The organism is Rhizobium sp. SRDI943 (assembly GCF_057653695.1).
Window position 1 is genome coordinate 32,681 of sequence record NZ_JBYGKN010000003.1, and the last position, 20,965, is coordinate 53,645.

At 59.5% G+C, this 20,965-nt stretch carries 22 protein-coding genes and 1 pseudogene; 12 read left to right on the plus strand and 11 right to left on the minus strand.

The window, feature by feature from the left end; translation table 11 throughout:
• Positions 1–20: 20 nt before the first annotated feature.
• From AC245Y_RS31425 to AC245Y_RS31470, 10 genes and pseudogenes are all read left to right on the plus strand, one after another.
• Entirely contained in the window at positions 21–500 is a 480-nt protein-coding gene (locus AC245Y_RS31425; protein WP_017997022.1) for a MarR family winged helix-turn-helix transcriptional regulator, read from the plus strand.
• Between the two features lie 33 nt (positions 501–533).
• The gene (locus AC245Y_RS31430) at positions 534–2,876 is read left to right on the plus strand and encodes a beta-glucosidase family protein (protein WP_017997023.1); all 2,343 of its coding nucleotides are present in this window, start codon (positions 534–536) and stop codon (positions 2,874–2,876) included.
• Positions 2,877–2,892: 16 nt separating this feature from the next.
• Positions 2,893–3,222: an XdhC family protein gene (locus tag AC245Y_RS31435; RefSeq protein ID WP_017997024.1), complete on the plus strand. Its 330-nt coding sequence runs from the start codon at positions 2,893–2,895 to the stop codon at positions 3,220–3,222.
• Positions 3,222–3,917, plus strand: coding sequence for an XdhC family protein (locus tag AC245Y_RS31440; RefSeq protein ID WP_017997025.1), 696 nt, complete (start codon positions 3,222–3,224; stop codon positions 3,915–3,917). The genes AC245Y_RS31435 and AC245Y_RS31440 overlap by 1 nt, the downstream gene beginning before the upstream one ends.
• A gap of 142 nt (positions 3,918–4,059) precedes the next feature.
• Positions 4,060–4,683 (plus strand): nucleotidyltransferase family protein, encoded by a 624-nt coding sequence (locus tag AC245Y_RS31445; protein WP_017997026.1) that lies wholly within the window; start codon positions 4,060–4,062, stop codon positions 4,681–4,683.
• A gap of 534 nt (positions 4,684–5,217) precedes the next feature.
• Positions 5,218–7,110 carry a molecular chaperone HtpG gene (gene htpG, locus AC245Y_RS31450; RefSeq protein WP_017997027.1) on the plus strand — a complete coding sequence of 631 codons (1,893 nt, stop codon included), beginning with the start codon at positions 5,218–5,220 and terminating at the stop codon, positions 7,108–7,110.
• A 270-nt stretch (positions 7,111–7,380) separates the two neighbouring features.
• Positions 7,381–8,043, plus strand: a complete 663-nt coding sequence (locus tag AC245Y_RS31455) for an MreC domain-containing protein (RefSeq protein WP_017997028.1) — start codon at positions 7,381–7,383, stop codon at positions 8,041–8,043.
• 131 nt (positions 8,044–8,174) lie between these two features.
• Positions 8,175–8,735: a hypothetical protein gene (locus tag AC245Y_RS31460; RefSeq protein WP_017997029.1), complete on the plus strand. Its 561-nt coding sequence runs from the start codon at positions 8,175–8,177 to the stop codon at positions 8,733–8,735.
• A gap of 753 nt (positions 8,736–9,488) precedes the next feature.
• Positions 9,489–10,409 carry an ArdC family protein gene (locus AC245Y_RS31465; RefSeq protein ID WP_017997031.1) on the plus strand — a complete coding sequence of 307 codons (921 nt, stop codon included), beginning with the start codon at positions 9,489–9,491 and terminating at the stop codon, positions 10,407–10,409.
• 70 nt (positions 10,410–10,479) lie between these two features.
• Positions 10,480–10,895: pseudogene (locus AC245Y_RS31470) on the plus strand (dioxygenase family protein); the annotation flags it as partial.
• 112 nt (positions 10,896–11,007) lie between these two features.
• On the opposite strand, the gene AC245Y_RS31475 reads toward AC245Y_RS31470, so the two are convergent.
• The gene (locus AC245Y_RS31475; protein ID WP_157628387.1) at positions 11,008–11,211 is read right to left on the minus strand and encodes a hypothetical protein; all 204 of its coding nucleotides are present in this window, start codon (positions 11,209–11,211) and stop codon (positions 11,008–11,010) included.
• Positions 11,212–11,254: 43 nt separating this feature from the next.
• Here AC245Y_RS31475 and AC245Y_RS31480 point away from each other — a divergent pair, with 43 nt between their 5' ends.
• Positions 11,255–11,728 (plus strand): VOC family protein, encoded by a 474-nt coding sequence (locus AC245Y_RS31480; protein ID WP_017997032.1) that lies wholly within the window; start codon positions 11,255–11,257, stop codon positions 11,726–11,728.
• Between the two features lie 88 nt (positions 11,729–11,816).
• Here AC245Y_RS31480 and AC245Y_RS31485 read toward each other — a convergent pair whose 3' ends face one another.
• Positions 11,817–12,650, minus strand: a complete 834-nt coding sequence (locus AC245Y_RS31485) for a helix-turn-helix domain-containing protein (protein WP_017997033.1) — start codon at positions 12,648–12,650, stop codon at positions 11,817–11,819.
• 284 nt (positions 12,651–12,934) lie between these two features.
• Here AC245Y_RS31485 and AC245Y_RS31490 point away from each other — a divergent pair, with 284 nt between their 5' ends.
• Positions 12,935–13,828, plus strand: a complete 894-nt coding sequence (locus AC245Y_RS31490; protein WP_017997034.1) for a helix-turn-helix transcriptional regulator — start codon at positions 12,935–12,937, stop codon at positions 13,826–13,828.
• A gap of 148 nt (positions 13,829–13,976) precedes the next feature.
• Here AC245Y_RS31490 and AC245Y_RS31495 read toward each other — a convergent pair whose 3' ends face one another.
• The 9 genes from AC245Y_RS31495 to AC245Y_RS31535 all read right to left on the minus strand — a co-directional run bounded on the left by AC245Y_RS31495 (position 13,977) and on the right by AC245Y_RS31535 (position 20,878).
• Positions 13,977–14,813, minus strand: a complete 837-nt coding sequence (locus AC245Y_RS31495) for an alpha/beta fold hydrolase (RefSeq protein ID WP_017997035.1) — start codon at positions 14,811–14,813, stop codon at positions 13,977–13,979.
• Positions 14,814–14,874: 61 nt separating this feature from the next.
• Positions 14,875–15,561, minus strand: a complete 687-nt coding sequence (locus tag AC245Y_RS31500) for a YoaK family protein (protein ID WP_017997036.1) — start codon at positions 15,559–15,561, stop codon at positions 14,875–14,877.
• The gene (locus AC245Y_RS31505; RefSeq protein ID WP_017997037.1) at positions 15,558–15,719 is read right to left on the minus strand and encodes a hypothetical protein; all 162 of its coding nucleotides are present in this window, start codon (positions 15,717–15,719) and stop codon (positions 15,558–15,560) included. Before AC245Y_RS31505 ends, AC245Y_RS31500 begins: the two co-directional genes overlap by 4 nt.
• Before the next feature lie 124 nt (positions 15,720–15,843).
• Positions 15,844–16,752, minus strand: coding sequence for a VOC family protein (locus AC245Y_RS31510; RefSeq protein ID WP_017997038.1), 909 nt, complete (start codon positions 16,750–16,752; stop codon positions 15,844–15,846).
• Between the two features lie 355 nt (positions 16,753–17,107).
• Positions 17,108–17,539 carry a DoxX family protein gene (locus tag AC245Y_RS31515; RefSeq protein ID WP_017997039.1) on the minus strand — a complete coding sequence of 144 codons (432 nt, stop codon included), beginning with the start codon at positions 17,537–17,539 and terminating at the stop codon, positions 17,108–17,110.
• Complete coding sequence (locus tag AC245Y_RS31520; protein WP_017997040.1) at positions 17,536–17,745, minus strand: hypothetical protein; 210 nt, start codon at positions 17,743–17,745, stop codon at positions 17,536–17,538. The genes AC245Y_RS31515 and AC245Y_RS31520 overlap by 4 nt, the downstream gene beginning before the upstream one ends.
• Before the next feature lie 102 nt (positions 17,746–17,847).
• On the minus strand, positions 17,848–19,830 hold the full coding sequence (locus AC245Y_RS31525; protein WP_017997041.1) for an amidohydrolase: 1,983 nt from the start codon (positions 19,828–19,830) through the stop codon (positions 17,848–17,850).
• Positions 19,830–20,120: a XapX domain-containing protein gene (locus AC245Y_RS31530; RefSeq protein WP_017997042.1), complete on the minus strand. Its 291-nt coding sequence runs from the start codon at positions 20,118–20,120 to the stop codon at positions 19,830–19,832. The genes AC245Y_RS31525 and AC245Y_RS31530 overlap by 1 nt, the downstream gene beginning before the upstream one ends.
• Before the next feature lie 68 nt (positions 20,121–20,188).
• Complete coding sequence (locus AC245Y_RS31535) at positions 20,189–20,878, minus strand: hydrolase (RefSeq protein WP_017997043.1); 690 nt, start codon at positions 20,876–20,878, stop codon at positions 20,189–20,191.
• Between the last annotated feature and the right edge of the window lie 87 nt (positions 20,879–20,965).

Genomic DNA, 20,965 nt, shown 5'->3' on the forward strand with positions numbered 1-20,965 from the left:
AGGCAGATTTGAGAGATCCTATGGACGTTCCGTTCAAAGACAAAGGCGGCCGACAAAAGACCGCAGCGACCGAAGGGTCCGGCCAGCAGGCACAGTATGCGCTTGGCGAGCAGATCGGCTTCTATCTGCGCCAGGCCAACCAGCGGCACGTGGCGATCTTTGCGAGCCTGATGGCGGAGAAGCTGACCACCACCCAATGGGCGGCGCTCGTCAGGCTGAAGGACCTGCAGCCCTGTTCGCAGGGCAATCTCGGCCGCGAGACCGCCATGGATATGGCGACGATCAAGGGCGTCGTCGATCGACTGGTGAAGCGTGGCCTCGTTCACACCGCCCCCGACTCGACCGACGCGCGCCGGCTGGTGCTGACGCTGACGCCGGAAGGCGAGGTGACAGTCGCCCGCAACCTGTCGGTCGCGCTGCAGATCTCGCAGGAAACGCTGAGCACGCTGACGCTTGCCGAGCGGATGATGCTGATGGAACTCCTCCAGAAGATCTGTTGACACACGCCTGATCCGCAGTACCGGAGACCACTCATGTTCCAGCCGAGCGACGCCGAAATTCGAGCGCTTGTCGATCAGATGACGGTGGCCGAAAAGGTCGATCTCCTGAGCGGGCGTGGCCTGTGGAAGACGGCATCGATCAGCAGGCTTGGTGTTCCTTCGATCGTCATGACCGATGGGGCCTATGGGGTGCGCTACTCGACCACCCAGATCGACGCCGGCGATAACGACGAAGACAGTCTGCGGGCGTTCCTCGATCTCGTCGGGCAACAGGGCGACGGATCGGGCGGCATGTTCGGGGCCACCCGTCCAGCCACGTGCTTTCCCAACGGCAATCTGCTCGGCTGTTCCTGGGATATTGATCTTGCCTATCGCATGGGCGCTGCACTGGCGGCCGAGTGCCAGGATTTCGGGGTTCATCTGCTTTTGGGCCCCGGCATCAACATAAGGCGCACGCCGCTGGCCGGGCGGGCTTACGAATATTATTCCGAGGATCCTGTTATCAGCGGCGACATGGCGGCGGCTGTCATCTGCGGATTGCAGGATAACGGCGTCGGCGCCTCGCTCAAGCATTTCGCCTGCAATAATTCCGAAATCGAGCGAACCACGACCAGTTCCGATGTCGATGAACGCGCCCTGCGCGAAATATACTTGGCAGGCTTCGAGCGGGCCATCGAAAAGAGCGCGCCGTGGACCGTGATGAGCGCTTATAATCCGCTGAACGGCATCCAGGCCGCCGAACATCATTGGCTGTTGCGAACCGTGCTGCGCGGTGAATGGGGCTATGACGGGCTTGTCCTGTCAGACTGGCACGCGATCAAGGATCGTGGCGCTGCACTCGATGCCGGCACCGAACTCGACATGCCGGAAAGCAAGCCCCGCAAAGCGCGTCTCCATGCGGCGATCAACGCCGGCGACGTGGCGCCCGAGGTGATCGATGCGGCTTGCGCCAATGTTCTGGCGTTCGTGCGCAAATGCAAGTCGAGCGAGCGGCGCGGCACGCCGGCGGATTTCGAGGCGCATCATGTGCTGGCGCGCGACATCGCGGCGGAATCGATCGTGCTGCTGCGCAATGAGGGCCAGGCGCTGCCGCTCGATCCCGGCGGGCCGGGTGAGCTTCTCATTGTCGGCGACGGCGCCGTCACTCCTGTTATCCAAGGCTCCGGCTCGGCCACCACCAATCCCTATCGCGTCGACGGTCCGTTCGTTCAGATTGCCGCGCGGGCAGGAGACAGCCTGAAGGTCCGGCATCTGCCCTTCTCGCCGGTCGCGCAGCCCGACGTGACTGCGTCGATCGAGGCGATCGTCGAAGCCGCGGAGGGTGCCAATGTAGTTGTCATGTTTGCGGAAAACGAGAAGAGCCGTCACGGCGAGGGCAACGACCGCGACACACTGAAGCTCGCCGCCAGCCACGATGCACTCATCACGGCGTTGTCGGCGACAGGTCGCAAGCTCGTCGTCGTGCTCTCGATGCCAGACACGGTCGAGATGCCGTGGATCGGGGATGTCGACGCCGTCCTGGCCAGTTTCTATGCCGGGCAGGGCGGTGGCGAAGCACTGGCCCGCATCCTGTTTGGCGAGCAGAACCCGTGCGGCAAGCTCTCCGCCAGCATGCCGGTTCGCATGCAGGATATTCCGGGCTGGCACACCTATCCGGGCGAGCATGGCCGGCATGTCTATAGCGAGGGCATTTTCGTCGGTTACCGGTTCTACGATCTGAAGGCGATGACGCCAGCCTTTCCGTTCGGACATGGGCTCAGCTACACCACGTTCGCCTATGAGGATCTCAGGCTCGATACGCACGAGATCACGCCCGGCGCCGGCTGCACCGCCGCCCTTACCATTCGCAACACAGGTACGGTTGCCGGCAAGGAAATCGTGCAACTCTATGTCCGGCCGATTAAGCCGGGTCTCAAACGACCCGTCCGTGAGCTCAAGTCTTTCACCAAGCTTCATCTGGCGCCAGGAGAAGCGAAGAGGGTAACGCTTGGCCTGGCGCAGCGCGATTTCCAGTATTTCGACACGTCGCGTTCGGCTTGGGTTCTCGATGCCGAGGCTTTTGTAATCGAAGCGGCTGCATCCTCCAGAGACATCCGCTTGTCGATCACCTTGCCATGCAGGTCAGAGGCTCCGGCGCTGCCGACGATTTCGGCCAATTCTCCGACAGCGCTTGTCTTTGCCCACCCGAACGCCGAGGCCGCTCTCGTTGGTTTCTTCGTCAGCAGGCTTTCGATCTCCGCTGCCGAAGCCATGGCCCTTCTTGCCAAGACAAAGGGCTCCTTTCTCGGCTTCTACGACACTTTGAGCTGGTATGTAGGAGACAGCGTCAAAGAGGCGGATATTGCCGAAGTCTTTTCAGAACTAAACCGACACTAGATTGAGGCCCGCAGGAATGACCATCCAGACGAACCTGACCGACCCGCTGCTGACGGCCGAGCACTGGATGGAAACGGGCCGTGCTGTTGCGATTGCGACGGTGATCGAGACGTGGGGTTCGGCGCCGCGTCCGGTTGGCAGTCATCTGGTGGTCGATGGTGATGGCAACTTCGAGGGTTCGGTTTCCGGTGGCTGCGTCGAGGGTGCGGTGGTTACCGCCGCTGCCGAGGTAATTGCCGCCGGCAAGGCGCAGATGCTGGAATTCGGCGTTGCGGACGAGACCACCTGGCGCGCCGGGCTGTCGTGCGGCGGGCGCATCCGTGTCTTTGTCGAGAGGCTCGGCTGATGCTCCGCGACAGCCTGCAGCGTCTGAACGCCGCGCGCCGGAAGCGTCTCGCCGTCGTGCTGCTGACAGATTTTCGGGGAGAAGAGCATATCTTCCTGGAAGGGGATCCGGTCGAGCCGCCATTTGCCGCGCTCGTCGAAGGCGCCTTTCGGTCTGGCCGCTCGATGGCTTTCGACACGATAGATGCCAGCGGCTTCCTCAATGTCTACATACCTGCCCCGCGCATCGCCGTCATCGGCGCCGTCCATATCAGCCAGTATCTGACGCCGATGGCAAGGTTGGCCGGCTTCGATGTGCGCATCATCGATCCGCGCACAGCCTTTGCGACGCATGATCGCTTTCCCGATGCGCAGATGTGCACCGATTGGCCCGTCGATGCGTTGATAGCGGATCCACTCGACCGCTATACCGCCTTAGTCGCACTCACCCACGATCCCAAGATCGATGATTTTCCCTTGGCCGAGGCATTGCGCACCGGCTGCTTCTATATCGGCGCGCTCGGCAGCCGAAAGACCCACGCAGCGCGGACAGGCCGCCTTGCCGCATACGGCTTCGGTGCCGATGCGCTTTCGACGATCCACGCGCCGATCGGGCTCGACATCGGCGCATCCAATCCAGCTGAGATCGCCGTAGCGATCCTTGCTCAGGTCATCAAAGCGCTTCGCACGAGCAGCCGCCAGACGATGCCTGCGTAGCGCCTATGGAGAGGCTCACCCTCCGACGATGACGCAGATGGAAAATAGCTTGCCTGGACGCTAAGCGGCTGCACGTTCGCGACCTCGTAACCTGGAGCTCGTCGACGGAGGACGCTGCGGCGCTGGTGGGATCGGGAAAGAGATGGGAGCAAAGCCGAATGTATCAATCGTCGTGCTGGCGGCTGGCTTGGCAACGCGCATGGGCTCGAATGGCGGGCACAAGCTGTTGGCCATGTTTGACGGAATGCCGCTCGTGCGTCGCTCGGCTTTGGTCGCCAAGGCCAGTAGCGCCGTTTCCATCGTCGTCGTCGTCGGCCATCGGCAAGACGATATCCGGGACGTTCTCACCGGCCTGCCCCTGCATATTATCGTCAATCCAGACTACCGAGCGGGCATGTCGAGTTCACTGGCGGCCGGATTTGCCGCTGCTGTAGCCGACGGCGCCGATGGTGTTCTGATGTTGCTTGCCGATATGCCAGGCATTTCTACAGACAATCTGAATCAGCTGATTGACGCGTTCCAAGTCGCGGACGGCGCCGCAATCGTTTGCGCCGCTTCTGAGGGTATGCGAGGCAACCCGGTAATCTTGCCACGGTCCCTTAACGACAGCGTTCTGCGCTTGAGGGGCGATATCGGTGCCCGTGACCTGATCAGAACATCGGGGCTGCAGGTCATTGAGGTCGAGATAGGAGCCGCGGCGCTAACCGATGTCGATACCGCCGAGGCGATTATCGCTGCCGGTGGCATTCCTGTTGAGGACTGCTAAGCGATGCCGCCGCTCGACCCAGCGGATTCTCACGGCTTCTGAGCGCCTGCGGTGAAGAGTCCACGTCACCGTGGTCATCCGTCATGCAGTCTTAGCCCGATGAGGACTGTCGTCAGGTTTGAATAATATCACCTCTATGTCGAAACCCGCGTGAAGATCACACACGCGAAATTGTTCATAGCTGTTGAACGAGATCGCCGGACTAGGTGAGCTCAGATTGTTGGAAGCTCTTCCACCTCTCCAGTTTTTTCATTACGAATTCCACAGTTGAAGCCTTGTGCAGCCAATCCCGCTTGCGTCCCGCAAGATCGCTCCCGATGTCGTCGGCGCTCAGTTCGCCCGCAAGATGCGAAAGACGTAGTCGTTAGTTCGAAACCTGCTCAAGAGCAGGGTTCTGGTGAACCTCTCGCGCTTTTGAAACCATTTGCAATCCCCGGCAATTGGCGCCAATCAATCGACCGCAACGGTGAAGCGCTTGAAATCCATCAGCGGAAAACCATCTGACGCGCGACTTCTGCAAAATGGGGATTATCGATGACGACATTCGACGAGCGGCAGCCTGAGCAACATGCATTCGAAGCGGATGTCAGTCGGCTCCTGCACATGATGGTGCATTCGGTTTATTCCGACAAAGATATCTTCCTCCGGGAATTGATCTCGAACGCGGCGGATGCCTGCGAAAAGCTGCGTTACGACTCGATTTCCCAGCCGCAACTCTCGGCCGACGGTATACAGCCTGGAATTCTCGTGACCCTCAATGAAGAGGCGCTGACGCTTGCCGTCGAGGACAACGGCATCGGCATGAGCCGGAGCGAGATGATCGACGCGCTTGGCACGATCGCGCGCTCGGGGACAAAGGCGTTCATGGAGCGGCTTGAGGCTGCTAAGGCCGGCGAGAAGGCTGAACTGATCGGTCAATTCGGCGTCGGATTCTATTCCTCGTTCATGGTGGCAGACAAGGTCGATGTGATCTCGCGGCGTGCGGGTCAGGAGGAAGCCTGGAAGTGGTCGTCCGACGGCAAGGGAAGCTACGACATCGTCGCGGCCGATTCCGTCGAGGCGCCGACGAGGGGTACCCGCGTCGTTCTGCATCTCATGGAAGATGCAAAAAGATACACCAACAAGTGGACTGTCGAAAAGATCATTCGCGATCAGTCCGGCCACGTACCTGTTCCCATTCGCCTCGTCGATAAGGAAGCGGCCGAGCCGTCGCAGATCTCCGATGGAGCCGCGCTCTGGACCAAGCAGAAGAGCGAAATTTCCAAACAGGACTACGACGATTTCTACCGTGGCGTTTCGGGTCAATACGATGAGCCGCTGACCAACGTGCATTTCCGCGCCGAGGGCCGGCACGAATATACGACGCTGGCCTTCGTACCCGGTTCCCAGCCTTTCGATCTGTTCGATCCGGATCGCAAGGGGCGGATGAAGCTCTACGTGAAGCGCGTCTTCATCACCGATGACGCCGAGTTACTGCCGCGTTACCTCCGGTTCGTGCGCGGTATCGTCGATACGTCCGATCTGCCGCTCAACATTTCCCGCGAGATGATCCAGGAGAGCCCGGTTCTCACCGCGATCCGTAAAGGCGTAACCAGCCGGATCCTTACCGCATTGGAGAAAATGGCCGACAGCGAAACCGAGACGTTCGGCACATTCTGGGGCCTCTTCGGGGCAATCGTCAAGGAAGGTATCTACGAAGACTTCGAGCGCCGCCCGCAATTGCTCAAGCTGGCGCGTTTCCACACAACTGCTGTCGAAGGCGCGACACGGAGCCTGACGGAATACGTGGCAGCCATGAAGGAGGGGCAGTCGTCTATCTTTTACATCAGCGGCTCGAACCTGGAGCAGTTGAATGGTTCACCACAGCTCGAGGGCTTCCGGGCCAAGGGGATCGAAGTGCTGCTTTTGACCGATTCCGTAGACAGCTTCTGGCCCACCAATGTCCCTGATTTCGAGGGCAAGTTATTCAAATCGGTCACCCAGGGCCTTGCCGATTTGAATGACATCGCCGGCGAGGCAGGCACCGACGAGCAAAAGCAGGAAGCTTCTTCCGAGGTTGCCGCTTTCATCGATTTCGCGCGCGGTGCTCTCGGCCAGGAGGTCGCCGATGTGCGTGTCTCCGGTCGATTGACGGAAAGTGCGGTCTGCCTGGTTGCTTCCGAGCACGGGCCTGATCGACAACTTGAGAAAATGCTCCAGAGGGCAGGGCGGCTGCAGACGGCTTCGAAGCCCGTTTTAGAAATCAACGCACGGAGCCAGCTCGTCAGAAGCATCGCATCGATGGACGATCATGCCTTTCGTGAGGATGCAGCTTGGCTCCTCCTCGATGAGGCCCGCATTCTTGATGGCGACAAGCCGGCGAACCCACGGGCATTTGCGGAGCGGCAGGCAAGACTGTTTGCCTTGGCGATGGGACACGGCAAATAAAGGCTCCCTTATGCGTATAAAGACCAACTGCCCCGTTCCTGATCTCTTCGACCAGGCGGTCGCGGAATCAGTATCAGCCCACGAAGGGCGTTTGGAAGCGGCAACGTTCGCTCCATATGGGCCCACTGGTACCTTTTGTCGTCTCAGCTCCCGTGGCTCTGGTGTCGCCAGGGTATAGACCAACGGCGCAATAGTCGTTATTTGCACGCCATGTTGCGATGCTGAAAACGTCGCTGAAACATCACCGCAGATACCCAAGGCTTTTTTAAATTGAAAAAAGTGCAGCGCAGCTTTGCCGTCGAGTACAAATCAGGTCGGCGAAAACTCAACTCCAAACCGAGCTCGATCTGGGCAGACACGGATCTCAAGTCCGTTGCGCAAGATATGCAGGACGAGGCAATGCCATTTATGTCATTGTCTCCTCAGGCAAGAAGCACCGGAATGCTTGTATCCGAAGAAGAACAGGCCGGGCCGTTATTGACACTGCCGATCGAGCAAGAGACAAATGCATCGGCTTTACAGGAGACCATAATGGCCGACGAAAAAGATACGACAACCAATGCTGACACGCCGGCCGCCGCGGCGCCCGATGGACTGAAGAAGGTGCGCAAACCTCGCGCCAAGAAGGTGGTGCCTGCAACCGCCTCAGCCGCCGTTTCTTTGCAACCGGCAGCGGCTTCGGATGCCAAAGCTGGAAAGCAGACGAGAGGACGCAAAGCAAAGCCTGACGAAGGGACGACGGGTGCCAAGCGTGCGCCTGTCAAACGTGCTCCGAAGGCTGTGTCGATAGCGGCTGCACCGTCGGTGGCGGCCGTTGATGAGATTTCGGATCTTCTGCAGCTCGAAGAGGAAAACCAGAAACTGCGCAAGCTGCTGGCGGAGAAGCTCCGCGCTGAAAATGCCGATCTGCGAAAGCGCCTCAACCTCGGTTGATCGGCAGCAGACGGTCAAGCGCTGGCCGCATTCTCATGCTTATTGAAGTGAAGATTTTGGCGGCGGTTCGTTCCGTCGCCAACGTTTTTGCTCGCAGTTTGCATACGCAGTAGAATTCGAGGTCGAATAAAATGGCGTCTCCATGGAAACTTCTTGCTGGGCTGGTGTCACGGCGACGCCAGCAGAAGCAAGAACACGGCTCGACCGATGATGTGAAGCCGGACGTATCTGCCATCGCGGAGCCGACTGAAACGGCGGCCGACAACCGGTCGAAAGCCGCAGACCGCGCGGCCAACGAAAAGCCGGTCACTCACGAACAACACAAAGCGGTGTCGGTAGCCTCGCATGATGCCGAAGAAGCGGTAAGCAGTGTTGATGACACGGCAGATGTCGAAAGCGCCACGCTTGAGAAAGCGGTTGATCCGGCCTTATCCAATGAGGCCGACGTAGCCGGGCACCCCTCACCAAAGGCATTGCCAGTAGGCGAAGGTCCAACGCGAAAGCGCAGCAGGCAGAGCAAAAAAGCAAAAACGATTGCTGTCGTTCTTCCACCTTCTCCAGGCGCTACCGCTGTTTCTGACGACGCAGTCAGCCTGGATGGAGAAATCCGGCTGCTCCGGGATCAGTTGGCGACGAAGCTTAGGCTGCAAAACGCACAACTGAAGAGGATGCTGGATCGGTTCGAGCGCTGAATTGTCATTTCCTTCGTACACAATCGCGGCCATCGTGCCTTGGCTAGGAGCGGGTATGAGCTGCGTTGCTCGTGAACTGGATAAGGTCTGGTTGGCCTGCTGCCCGAATGAGAGAGAGCGAGCAGCGGGGCTTTCATACGGCTGTGCTCAATTCCGATTCCGCCTGCCTTTGCCGAAATAACTCTGCGGTCCCTCCGTCTCCAACATCAGCCCGGCTGACCGGTTGGCAGTGACGTGAAGTCATCCCCGGTGAGTCTGTCCGACCACAGTCCCGCGAACATTCCGCCACGTGGCGACAATTGCAAAGCCCACCTCGCGCTCATCGAGGGACATCGCTGAGAGAGTTTGAAGCGACATACTTCCGGCTTTGCTTGCCTCGCCAAACAAGAGCGCGATCGATCGTTGCCAGCCGGCTGTTAAGCCCATTCTCGCGCCATGCCTCGATGTTCATCGCTCAGGATGACGATCTTGATTGGCGCGTGATGTTGGATCGCACTCGGTTCATTTGCGATGTGTGCGACGGAATACCGGCTCACGGATTTGCCATGTCCGCCTCCATCTAAGCCTTCCACTTGAATTGCGGCCATCGCGTCCTGCCCCGGCTTTTGGTCCTGCCAGGCTCGCGCCGCCGGCAACGGCTTTGCCGTCCTCCACTGCGTTTCGGCCCTGCGGGTGCAGGCAGCGCTTGCAGCCCGGCTTTCGGACCGCCGTAGCAGGTCGCGATGGCCGCGACCTCGAAACGGAGGTTCAGACATGAGCAGGCAACAAACCAATCAACGATCCGATATCTACAGCCGCATCACCACCAAGATCATCGCCGATCTCGAACAGGGTGTGCGGCCATGGACCAAACCCTGGACCATGGGACATGCGGCAAGTGAGGTCAGCCGGCCACTGCGCCACAACGGCCAACCCTACACCGGGATCAACGTCCTGCTCCTCTGGTCCGAAGCCATCGCCCGCGGCTTTGCCTCATCGAGGTGGATGACGTTTCGCCAGGCCATCGAACTCGGCGGCGCCGTCCGCAAGGGCGAAACCGGCACAACCGTCGTCTTTGCCAGTTCGTTCGTCCGCACCGAGACGACCGAGACGGGCACCGAGATCGAACAGGATATTCCATTCCTCAAAGCCTACACGGTGTTCAACACCGATCAGATCGCCGGTCTTAACGGGCGCTTTGACGACATCGCACCTCACCAGGATCCGATGAGCCGCATCGGCAATGCCGGCCGCTTCTTTGCCAATACCGGGGCGATGATCCGCCACGGAGGATCGGCTGCCTATTATGCCGCTCAGCGTGATTACATCCAGATGCCATGCCTGGATGCCTTCCGGGACGATGCCGCCTATGTCGCCATCCTCAGCCACGAGATCACGCACTGGACCGCCGCGCCGCGACGGCTGGATCGCGATCTCAGCCGCTACGCAAAAGACAGAAGCGAACGCGCCCGCGAAGAGCTCATTGCCGAACTCGGCAGCTCATTTCTCTGCGCCGATCTCGGAATCGTCCCCGAGCTCGAACCACGCCCCGACCACGCAAGCTATCTCGATGGCTGGCTGAAGGTTCTGGGCAACGACAAGCGCGCCATCTTCTCGGCGGCAGCATATGCGCAGCGCGCCGTCGACTACCTGCATTCCTTGCAGCCGGAGCTCGACGAGGAGGAGGCGGCGTAAGCCGCCTTTTCCTCAACTGATGAGATGCTCGCATGATCGGCGGCCCCACGGGCCTTCCAAGCCATACGGCGGGGAACCTATCAAGGATGCGGTTATCGACGTCTGGCAGGCCAATGACGAGGGCTTCTACGAGTGCAGCAGCAGGGGATCCAACCAGACTTCAACCTTCGCGGCGTTTTCCGTACTGGCGCCGACGGCCGCTATTGGTTTCGAGCGGTCAAGCCCAAATATTACCCAATTCCGGACGATGGACCCGTTGGCAAGCTGCTCAGCGCGCTCGCTCGCTATCCCTATCGGCCCGCCCACCTGCACTATATCATCAAGGGCGACGGCTTCGAGACGCTCACGACGCACATCTTCGATCCGGACGACCCGTACATCCAATCTGACGCTGTCTTCGGCGTGAAGAAGAGCTTGCTAGCCAACTTCCAGCACGTCGAGGATCCAGTACGCGCTAACGAACTCTGTTTTCGGTCAAGCCATTGAAGATAGAGCATAATTTCCTTTTCAAACTAAAAGCCTTGCTGCGCAAACGAGCAGCCCGAAGCATCGATGCCATTTCTCAAGCCCTCGGCGATATCGTCAGCCTCTCTCGCTCTCAGAATGTCGAAACTTCTTCAAAGCTGCCGGCTATGAGGTTGAATAAATGCGACACGTTTTGGCCCCGCAAATCGCTCTCCGGCTTTTTAACTTCATGAATCGATTTTTTTAAATGCGGTCGCGATATCTGCCCTTGCGCGGGCCATGGAATTTTTTTTGGAATGATGTCGGCTGCTGGATGGCTCATCCGTCTTTCAATCATGACGACCGCTAAATCCTCAAACCGAATTATGAAAGGGACTGAAATGGCCAAGAACACGATCTGTCTTTGGTTCGACAAAGATGCTGAGGAAGCCGCAAATTTCTATGCGCAGACTTTTCCTGACAGCGCCGTCGGAGCGATTATCCGTGCACCCGGCGATTATCCGGATGGAAAAGTCGGCAGCGTCTTGGTTGTCGAATTTACGGTTGCCGGTGTCTCGTGCGTGGGATTGAACGGCGGTCCAACCTTCAAACACAATGAAGCTTTCTCATTCCAGATTTCGACCGAAAGCCAGGAGGAAACCGACCGATACTGGACCGCCATCGTTGGAAATGGCGGACAGGAAAGCGAGTGCGGGTGGTGCAAGGACCGTTGGGGAATTTCGTGGCAGATCACGCCGCGCGTTTTGATGGATGCGATGCGAGCTGGCGGTATTGAAGCAAAGAGAGCTTTCGACGCGATGATGAAGATGCAGAAGATCGACGTCGGGGTGATTGAAGCGGCCGTTCGAGGATAGCATCGCCGGCGGACGAGGATGGTGCCTCAAAGCGGCGATTGGGGATGCCGAGTTCAGTCTATTCCAAACGGGTCTCTCTGCTCGGCCACTATACGTTACGCCGCCAATTGCCAGGCGTTGCGCCAACGACACTGGAGAAAACCCTTGTGAAATGACTTTGATCGGCGAAGCCGCAGGCGATGGCGACTTCGGCGAGCGGAGCATTTGAAGTGCGCAGCAGGGTGCGGGCGCGATCTATTCGTTGGCTGACAAGCCATTGATACGGTGTCATGCCCGTCGTCTCGCGAAAGGCGCGAATGAAATAGCCGCGAGACAGATTGCAGGCCTGCGCCACTTGCTCGATCGAGATGTCCCCTTCAAGGTTCTCGAGAAGCAGACTTTTCGCCAGATGCTCGTGCATGCGCGACAGGCTTCGTGATCTGTTGGGGGTTGCAACGGACCGGCCGCCATAGCGTTGAACCAGGTAGGTCCCGATGGCAGTAGTCATCTGGTCGATGAACAGCGCGCTGGCTTCCTCCGGTTTTTCGAGTGCCGGGATCAGCGCCCGAGCGAGGTTGGCAAGCACGATGTCTTTCGAGGCGGTTTCGGCCGCGAGCGAAGTGATGCCGGAAAGTTCAGCAGCATCGGCGATCCTGATGAGAGCCGCAGGCGAGATTTCGAACAGGAGAAAATCGAAAGAACCGCTGAGATCCGCTTTGTAGGCCTCGGCCAGATCGCGAATGTAGATCGAGTTCTCCGCAAAGTCGTGGGTAGTCACATGATGTTGGTGTTGGATTTGCCGCGTGTGACCGCCGATCGAAGAGACACCGACAACGAACCCGCGGTCGCTTGCCGATGTCATGACCTGATCGAGCCGCACGACGCTCGTTCCCTTGCGAAAGACCGCAATATCGGAACCTGCCAGCGCCTGGTCGATCGACAACTGTTTTAGAGGACATCCGAAAGTGTCGGTTGCCGTTGCGCCGAGTGATTTCACGTGACCGGAAATAGGAACCAAGACGCTAAGCTTTCCGTTTTTTGAAGACTAATCTCGCGGCTCAGCCCTTCAGCGCAGCCTTCTGCAAAAGCGCAGAATCTCGTCGACGAGAATGCTTTTGTTCAAGATAGATGCTTCGAAGATGTATAGGAACTCTCAAATCGTGGCATCACGACGGTTGGGCTATACCGTTCCCAGCCCGGAGGATCGAGACACATTTGAGTGAAGCGTTGGCGGTCGGCGACAGGATTGCAGCATGTTTTGGCATCGATGCGGCGAGGGCCTTGGTCATCAGACCTCTTCGCGAGGCGAAGCTCTCTGTCGTTCATCTTGACCACGTTTATGGAGATGCGGCGCATCCTGTCTTCCTTCCGGCCGATGATGCCTTCCTGGTCATGCTCTATCTCGTCGATGTCGATCATCGCGACATCTGTCCGGACCAGACCGTCGCACCTTTGAAGACCTATCCCAAAGGTTCGGTCTGTCTCATCAGTCTGAGGTATGGCGCCGCGATCTCGATTGGCGGTCATTTCGAGGCGCTTGCCTTTCATATCCCGAGCTCGCACTTTGCCGAGCTCGCCGAGGAGGCAGGCGAACCGCGCGTCGATGACCTCGCCACCTGCCGAGGGATAGACGATCAAGTGATCCGCAATATTGGTGGAGCACTGATGCCGATGTTCGACATGCCGGACGAAGTCAGGGATCAGCTGCTTCCCCATATAGGGCTGGCGTTAAACGCCCATCTCGCCCATCGTTACGGACGCTCACCCGCACAGCGACTGTCGGCGAGCGGTCGGCTGTCTCCCATGCAGGAAAAGCGCATCAAGACGTACATGGTCGCAAATCTGTCGGCCAACATCACCGTCGATCAGATCGCCGAAGCGACCGGTTTTTCAGTGGATGACCTCCGTTCAGGCTTCTTGAATACAACCGGGCAGTCCGTTGCCGAATGGATGTCGGCGTACCGGATGACCAGGGCTAAATCACAGCTGGGCAGGACCGGTGATACCATCGCCCAGGTGGCCGCGACGTGCGGTTTTGCTGATGAGGATGCATTCATCGACACCTTCTCGAAGACTGTGGGAATGGCTCCGGCGGAGTGGCGCTCACGCAATCGCCACTAGGCGAGTTGAAGCTGGAGACGCGCTGCACCGCGATTTTTCCCTCGACCTCGGTTTCAAGGAAAAGCGCCGACAACGTCATGGTGAAAACAGCTTTAGACGCGATGTGCGCGGTCCGGATGCGGCACTGAAGCCGCACCCGGACTGACAATCAGGTTTCGACGAATGCCAGCAGATCGCCGTTCAGGGCATCGGCATGGGTGGTCAGCATGCCGTGCGGATAGCCCTTGTAGACTATCAATGTACCGTTCTGCACCAGTTTTGCCGACAGCCGGCCGGCATTATCGATCGGCACGACCTGATCGTCGTCGCCATGCATGACGAGGGTCGGAACGGTGATCGCCTTCAGGTCTTCGGTCTGGTCGGTTTCGGAGAAGGCCTTGATTCCATCGTAATGGGCCTTGGCGCTGCCCATCATGCCCTGCCGCCACCAATTCTGGATCACACCTGGGTAGACCTTCGCGTCGGCCCGGTTGAAGCCATAGAACGGACCGGTAGGGAAGTCGATGAACAGCTGCGCGCGGTTTTCAGCGACGCCCTTGCGAATGCCGTCGAACACTTCCAGTGGAACGCCACCTGGATTTGTCTCGGTTTTCAGCATCAGCGGCGGTACGGCGGAAACCAGAACCGCCTTGGCGACGCGCCCGGCCGGCTGGCCGTATTTTGCGACGTAGCGGGCGACTTCTCCCCCGCCGGTCGAATGGCCGATATGAACGGCATTCTTCAGATCGAGCGCCTCGACGACAGCGAAGGCGTCGGCGGCATAGTGGTCCATGTCGTGTCCGTCGGAAACCTGTGCCGAACGGCCGTGACCCCGACGGTCATGTGCGACGACGCGGTAACCCTTCGACAGGAAGAACAGCATCTGCGCGTCCCAGTCGTCCGACGACAGCGGCCAGCCATGGTGGAAGACGATCGGCTGGGCATCCTTCTGCCCCCAATCCTTATAAAAGATCTCGACGCCGTCCTTGGTGGTGATGTAGCCCATTCTCTTGTCTCCTTGATTGAGGTGGGGTGGAAAACGTTGGCCGCCGATCGCGGGTGAGCAGCTATTTCGCGTCGCCTTCCGGTGTCTCGATCTCCGCGATCAGCGCCAGGAGACCGAGCAGCGGCGGGATCGCAAGGCACCAGATGCCAAGCCACATGAAGGCTGCGGCGGCGACACCGCAGCCGATGGCGAAAGCACAGACGCTCGTCAGCATCTTGATCATCCGCTTCTTGGCGGCACTTTTCGCTTCCAGGCTTTCCCCGCGAATGACATCAGCCAAATCGATCATGATTTGGGTGGTGTTGCCGGTCATCATCGTCGTCGGTGGTGCCTTCGCCAGATGGATTTTATGCGCGGCGTTCTGGATCGCCATCGCGGCCACCAGCACCATTCCCGTCAGGATCGCCGGCCATCCGTCTCCTTTCGGGAAAGGACCAAAGGAAACCGCAAGGACCGCCGCCACGACAAGCAACAGCAGCTTCACCCTCATCATCGTGCTTAAAACCGCGTATTTGCGCCCGGCGAGCCAGAAGCTCGCCAGTCTAGTTACAAGAATGACAGCGCAGAAGACCGGGAGAGCAAGAAGCTTGGCGATGATCCCGGAGGTGCCGAGCACGACGGCCGCGCCGAATGTCACGAAATTACCTGTGACATGCGCCGTGAACAGCCCCTGAAGCGCCAGAAAGCCTGCTGTGTCGACGTATCCGGCGTCGAAGCTCAAGACTGTTGCAAGAGAGATTTTTTTCATACGTGCTTTTCCTTTGCCGTCCCGCTGCGGGAGAATCTCGGCGTGGCGCCGAGACAGCTTTTATTCTTCTGGCCGCCGGCCTGGCGGATCGTTTCGCCGACGTCGGAACGAATGGCCTCGATGCCACCCGTCAGGTTGGCATTGAAGGCGTTGTCCACGCATACCTGGACATAGCGCCCCTCGATGTCCCGCCGCGCGCCACGTTGCCTGAAACGGCGACGCTCTGTTGGACATCGGCGGCATCCTTGGTCGTCCGCCGTCACAGCAGGCCCGAGCGGCCGGTCATTCCGAGACAAGCGGTGCGTGGATCTCGGCGATGTATCCGCCGGGGAACTGAACGATGGCTGCCCGACGCTTGTCCGACTCATAAGGCTGGACGAGCACGGTCGCGCCGGAAGCGGTGGCCTTTGCGAGGGTTGCATCGAGATCCTTCACCGCGTAACCGGTGGTCTCATAGCCAAAAGGGTAAGGAAGATGGCCATCGGTCACGAGGACCGACATGTTGCCGAAGTCCGATGTGATACGGACGCGCCGGTAGGTGTCGGTCTGGCGACCGATCTCGACGCCGGGTGCCTTCCTGTCGTCGGAGAGGATTTTGCCCTTCGAGAAGGTCAGGAAATCATCAATGAAGGCGCCGACGGAATCCTTTGAAACATATATCCTGTTTTCAGGGACCGTATCGAACTTGGGATAGTCCGGCGCCTTGGTGTGCCAGTAGAGCTGCATATTGACGCCGCCCGGCCATTGGATGACGGCATCGCGGCCGATCGGATCAGGGAAGGCTTCGACAATGACTGAAGCGCCGGCATTTCGAGCATCGCGGATCGCCCGGTCCAAGTCCGTCACGAGATATCCTGTCCGCTCCTTACCGAAGGGATCGGGGATCGGCGTCTTGAAGCCGAACAGGGAGACTGTGCCTGCGGGCGTTTGGATCAGTTGAGAGGTCGTGCTGCTCGGTGTTGGCGTCACCGTGGCGACGATCTGCTTGGTCGATGCACCGCCGAACGTGGCGACGAAACTCGCCGCGAAGACATCGACGTCGGTTACCGGAACATAGACATGAGTGGTGTCGTATTGGGCGCCAACCGCCACGTTCTTGCCAGCAGCCCCTGCGGCTGTGGCAAAAGAGGCCATGATCGTAGCGACGGCAACGGCAACGGCGAATTTCAATCCAGCTGATGGAAAGGTCATGGATACATCCTCATGGTTAGGTCGGTTCCGGCGGGCATCTGTTTGTGAAGGGATAGTGGCTCGGGCGTCAGAATTGAACAATTACAATAATTCCGCCGATTGAATTGCCTATTTTGCAATAATGGGGACACGGAAGTCTGGGTCGGACAGATAGCTTTGGTGGTTGGTTATCGGCGATTTTGCGCGCCATTTCCTGGAGGTCGAGTTCATGCTCGAGCTGTCGCATGACGGCCTCGTGGATCTCGCCAGCTCGGTGCGTTCTCAAGATCTCAGCCCGACCGGCTTTGTTGGTCGCAAGGACGGCTCAGAAATGGAGGGATATGACGTCATCATGGCAGGCATCGGACGATGCACTCTATTTTCCTCTCGCGCGTTTGCGCAGGTCGACAAGAGCAACGAAGACGAAGGCACCGCTAAGACCGACGTGCTCGAAGAAGCCGTTCATGGCTGCCGAATGCTCGGATCCGGCCGGGATCTCCCAGAACCGCAGGGCAAGGAATGTCGCCATCAAGGTGAATATCGCCAGGGCAAGAGCCCCCAGCCAGCGCAAGCGCCCCAAAAGGATGAGGGCGGACATGGCGAGTTCGAAGATCGGCACGCCGCCTGCGAAAAGTGGCGCCGGAGCCAGCCCGAAATGGTTCATCTCGGCGACGGCCCCCTGGAAGTCGAGAACCTTCGTCAGCGGACCCTGGATGTAGGCGGAGCAGAGCGCGAGCAATGCCAGGAATTCGGCGACGGAAGCCTTGCCGGCGAAGCTGCCGGTTTCTTGAGCATGGATGGTCGTCATAGGAGTATCCTCAAAACACCTGTCATCGCGCCGACGTCGAAGCGATCACCGGGAGATTGAATGCCTTCGCTGCCCTTGCCAGCGCGACCATGGCGCTGAGAAGGAACTGACGATCCGTCGACCCGACGCCAAAAGGCGAGACCGGTTTGTTGATCGATCATCTGGACGGCTGGCTGAGCTGGTTCAAGGAGTGGAATAGCGGACATGATTTCTCCGGGCTGCGGCCATTTCGCCTGGCCTCGTCGTTCGTCTGGAAGCTCCTCTACAGATCGTGCCGCAAAGGGAGCTTGTATGGGTAGACCGCGTTCTCAGACGGCCCAGCAGGAGCAGCCAAGGGCGCCAAAGAAGCCCTTCAGGTCGGCGATAGGAAGCTTCGATGTCCAGGCACCGGCATGATCGTGGCCATGGACACCGCAATCGCTGGCGCAGCCGCAGGAGGCGATCGCCGTACGGCGCAGCGAGTGACTGCCTGCACCGTCGGGCTCGCCCCAGGCGGCATAACCGCCGAACTTGCGAACTGGTGACCAGTCCGGCATGGCGGGTGGGATATCGCTCTGATCCAGGGTGGCAAAAGTGCCGGCACCGTAGACGATCTTGCCGCCCACCATGGTGAGTTCCGACGTCAGGAACGAAATCTCGTCCTCGGCGCAGGCGAAGAAGTCCTTGTCCGGGACGACGAGATCGGCAAACTGGCCCTTTTCGATGCGTCCCTTCTTACCCTCCTCGTTGGAGAACCAGGTGACCTTTTCGGTCCACATCCGCAGCGCCGTCTCACGGTCGAGACAATTGGCACGCGGGTAGAGCTGCATGCCGCCGACAGTCTTGCCGGTGACCATCCAGGACAGCGAGACCCAGGGGTTATAGGAGGCAACGCGGGTCGCATCCGTGCCGGCCGAGACGTTGACACCTTTGTCCAGCATGCGCCGGATCGGCGGAGTGGCTTCGGCGACACCGTGGCCGTAGCGCTCGACGAAATATTCGCCCTGATAGGCCATGCGATGCTGGGTGGCGATGCCACCGCCGAGTGCTGCGATACGATCGATCGAGCGTTCCGAAATCGTCTCGGCATGATCGAAGAACCAGTTCAGGCCTTCGAGCGGGATATCCCTGTTGACCTTCTCGAAGACGTCGAGTGAGCGGCTGATCGTTTCGTCATAGGTGGCGTGAAGACGCCACGGCCAGCGGTTTTCGGCTAGCACCCGAACGACGTCTTCCAATTCCCCTTCCATTTCCGGCGGCATGTCCGGGCGGGGCTGGCGAAAATCCTCGAAGTCCGCGGCGGAAAACACCAGCATCTCGCCGGCGCCGTTGTGACGGAAATAATCGTTGCCTTGCTTGTATTTGACCGAGGCCGTCCAGTTGAGGAAATCCTCTTTCTCCTGCTTCGGCTTCTGGGTGAAGAGGTTGTAGGCGAGGCGGACCGTAAGCTGGTCCCCGTCAGACAGTTTCTGGATGACCGCGTAATCGTCCGGGTAGTTCTGGAAACCGCCGCCGGCATCGATGACGCCGGTGATGCCCAGGCGGTTCAGTTCCCGCATGAAGTGGCGGGTCGAATTAACCTGATAGTCGAAAGGCAGTTTCGGTCCCTTGGCGAGTGTCGAATAGAGGATGCCGGCGTTCGGCTTGGCCAGCAGCAGGCCGGTCGGGTTGCCGTTGGCGTCGTGCGTGATCTCGCCGCCAGGCGGGTTGGGCGTGTCCTTCGTGTAGCCCACGGCCCTGAGGGCCGCGCCGTTCAGCAAGGCCCGGTCGTAGAGGTGCAGCAGGAAGACCGGCGTGTCGGGCGCGACGGCATTGATCTCCTCGATGGTCGGCAGGCGCTTTTCGGCGAACTGGTGCTCGGTGAAGCCGCCGACGACGCGCACCCATTGTGGAGCGGGTGTGATGGCCACCTGCCGCCTCAGCATGTCCATGGCGTCGGCTAGCGAACGGACGCCATCCCAGCGCAGCTCCATGTTAAAGTTGAGGCCGCCGCGCACGACATGGGTATGGTTGTCGACCAGGCCGGGAAGCGCGCGCTTGCCCTTGAGGTCGACGATCTTTGTATCGGGCCCGGCCAGCGCCATGATCTCGCTGTCGCTGCCGACCTCCAGGAACATACCGTCCTTGACGGCGACCGCTGTGGCGCTCGGATTTGTACGATCAAGCGTCGTGATCAACCCGTTGTGAAGGACGATATCGGCGTGCATGGCAGCGGCTCCGGTCGTGGTGGGATCGGCGGCATTGGCCGGCGAAAACAGGTTTGAAAAGGCGAGGCTCGATGCTGCGCCCAGGAACGTGCGGCGCGTCGTCATCAGCTTTTCCCCGATGTTGAATCTTCGTGGGGCGGGTTCACCGCCACCACGTTTTGCCGGCCTTTCGGGAGGTGCCCGAACATGTGCGGCTTTACCTGGTGAAGCCAGGAGACGGCGGCAGGCTCACGAGCCCAGATGCTTTTTGCCAATGGCACGAGCTGCTCGCCGACAAGAATTCCGAGCAGCCCGATGAGCGCGACGACAGGCGGGGCAGGCGAGCGGACATTGAGCAGGCTGTAGATCACGCCAACCAGCAGGCCGGCACCAAGTGACAGGAGATAGACTTTCATGGAGAAGACCTTCGCTTGAGAAGCAATTTGCTCCGGCAATTGGCGCACGACCGGAGCAATGCCCGCATCTACTTGGCAGGGTTCGGGCCGATCCGCTTGCCATGGCTGACCCGCTCGGCGCCGCCGTGGACGTGGGTGACGGCATAGTCGATACCCATGCCGTAAGCGCCGGAATGCTCCTTCACCAGCGACGTGACCGCGTCGTAGGTTTTTTTGCGGGCCCAGTCGCGCTGCCATTCGAGCAGGACCTGCTGCCAGGTCACCGGAACGACGCCGGCCTGCACCATGCGGTCCATCGCATATTTGTGCGCATCGACGGAGGTGCCGCCGGAGGCATCGGCGACCATGTAGATTTCGTAGTCGGTATCGTACATGCAGGAGAGCGCGAAGGTGGTGTTGCAAACCTCCGTCCAGAGGCCAGCGACGACAATCTTCTTGCGGCCATCGGCAGCGTGCTTGGCCAGCGCGTCGCGGACGTTCTGGTCGTCCCAGGAATTCATCGACGTGCGCTCAAGGATATCATTGTCCGGGACGACAGCGAGCAGTTCCGGGAAAGTGTTGCCCGAAAAGCTGTCGGTCTCGACGGTGGTGATGGTGGTCGGGATGTTGAATATCCTCGCCGCCTTGGCAAGACCGACAACGTTGTTCTTCAAGACCTGGCGGTCGATCGACTGAACACCGAAGGCCATCTGCGGCTGCTGGTCGATGAAGATGATCTGACTGTTCTGCGGGGTCAGGACCTGAAGCTTGCTGGACATCTCGTGTCTTCCTTTGACTAGGGTTGAAGGTAGGTAATGGGGCAGGGAAGGCGGCACGTCTTGAAAGTTATGCCGCCGTATTGTCGG

Coding starts and splice junctions, on each gene's coding strand:
- AC245Y_RS31425 (WP_017997022.1), top strand. CDS start 21: ATGGACGTTCCGTTCAAAGACAAAGGCGGCCGACAAAAGACCGCAGCG.
- AC245Y_RS31430 (WP_017997023.1), top strand. CDS start 534: ATGTTCCAGCCGAGCGACGCCGAAATTCGAGCGCTTGTCGATCAGATG.
- AC245Y_RS31435 (WP_017997024.1), top strand. CDS start 2,893: ATGACCATCCAGACGAACCTGACCGACCCGCTGCTGACGGCCGAGCAC.
- AC245Y_RS31440 (WP_017997025.1), top strand. CDS start 3,222: ATGCTCCGCGACAGCCTGCAGCGTCTGAACGCCGCGCGCCGGAAGCGT.
- AC245Y_RS31445 (WP_017997026.1), top strand. CDS start 4,060: ATGGGAGCAAAGCCGAATGTATCAATCGTCGTGCTGGCGGCTGGCTTG.
- htpG (WP_017997027.1), top strand. CDS start 5,218: ATGACGACATTCGACGAGCGGCAGCCTGAGCAACATGCATTCGAAGCG.
- AC245Y_RS31460 (WP_017997029.1), top strand. CDS start 8,175: ATGGCGTCTCCATGGAAACTTCTTGCTGGGCTGGTGTCACGGCGACGC.
- AC245Y_RS31465 (WP_017997031.1), top strand. CDS start 9,489: ATGAGCAGGCAACAAACCAATCAACGATCCGATATCTACAGCCGCATC.
- AC245Y_RS31475 (WP_157628387.1), bottom strand. CDS start 11,211: ATGATTGAAAGACGGATGAGCCATCCAGCAGCCGACATCATTCCAAAA.
- AC245Y_RS31480 (WP_017997032.1), top strand. CDS start 11,255: ATGGCCAAGAACACGATCTGTCTTTGGTTCGACAAAGATGCTGAGGAA.
- AC245Y_RS31495 (WP_017997035.1), bottom strand. CDS start 14,813: ATGGGCTACATCACCACCAAGGACGGCGTCGAGATCTTTTATAAGGAT.
- AC245Y_RS31500 (WP_017997036.1), bottom strand. CDS start 15,561: ATGAAAAAAATCTCTCTTGCAACAGTCTTGAGCTTCGACGCCGGATAC.
- AC245Y_RS31510 (WP_017997038.1), bottom strand. CDS start 16,752: ATGACCTTTCCATCAGCTGGATTGAAATTCGCCGTTGCCGTTGCCGTC.
- AC245Y_RS31515 (WP_017997039.1), bottom strand. CDS start 17,539: ATGACGACCATCCATGCTCAAGAAACCGGCAGCTTCGCCGGCAAGGCT.
- AC245Y_RS31520 (WP_017997040.1), bottom strand. CDS start 17,745: ATGTCCGCTATTCCACTCCTTGAACCAGCTCAGCCAGCCGTCCAGATG.
- AC245Y_RS31525 (WP_017997041.1), bottom strand. CDS start 19,830: ATGACGACGCGCCGCACGTTCCTGGGCGCAGCATCGAGCCTCGCCTTT.
- AC245Y_RS31530 (WP_017997042.1), bottom strand. CDS start 20,120: ATGAAAGTCTATCTCCTGTCACTTGGTGCCGGCCTGCTGGTTGGCGTG.
- AC245Y_RS31535 (WP_017997043.1), bottom strand. CDS start 20,878: ATGTCCAGCAAGCTTCAGGTCCTGACCCCGCAGAACAGTCAGATCATC.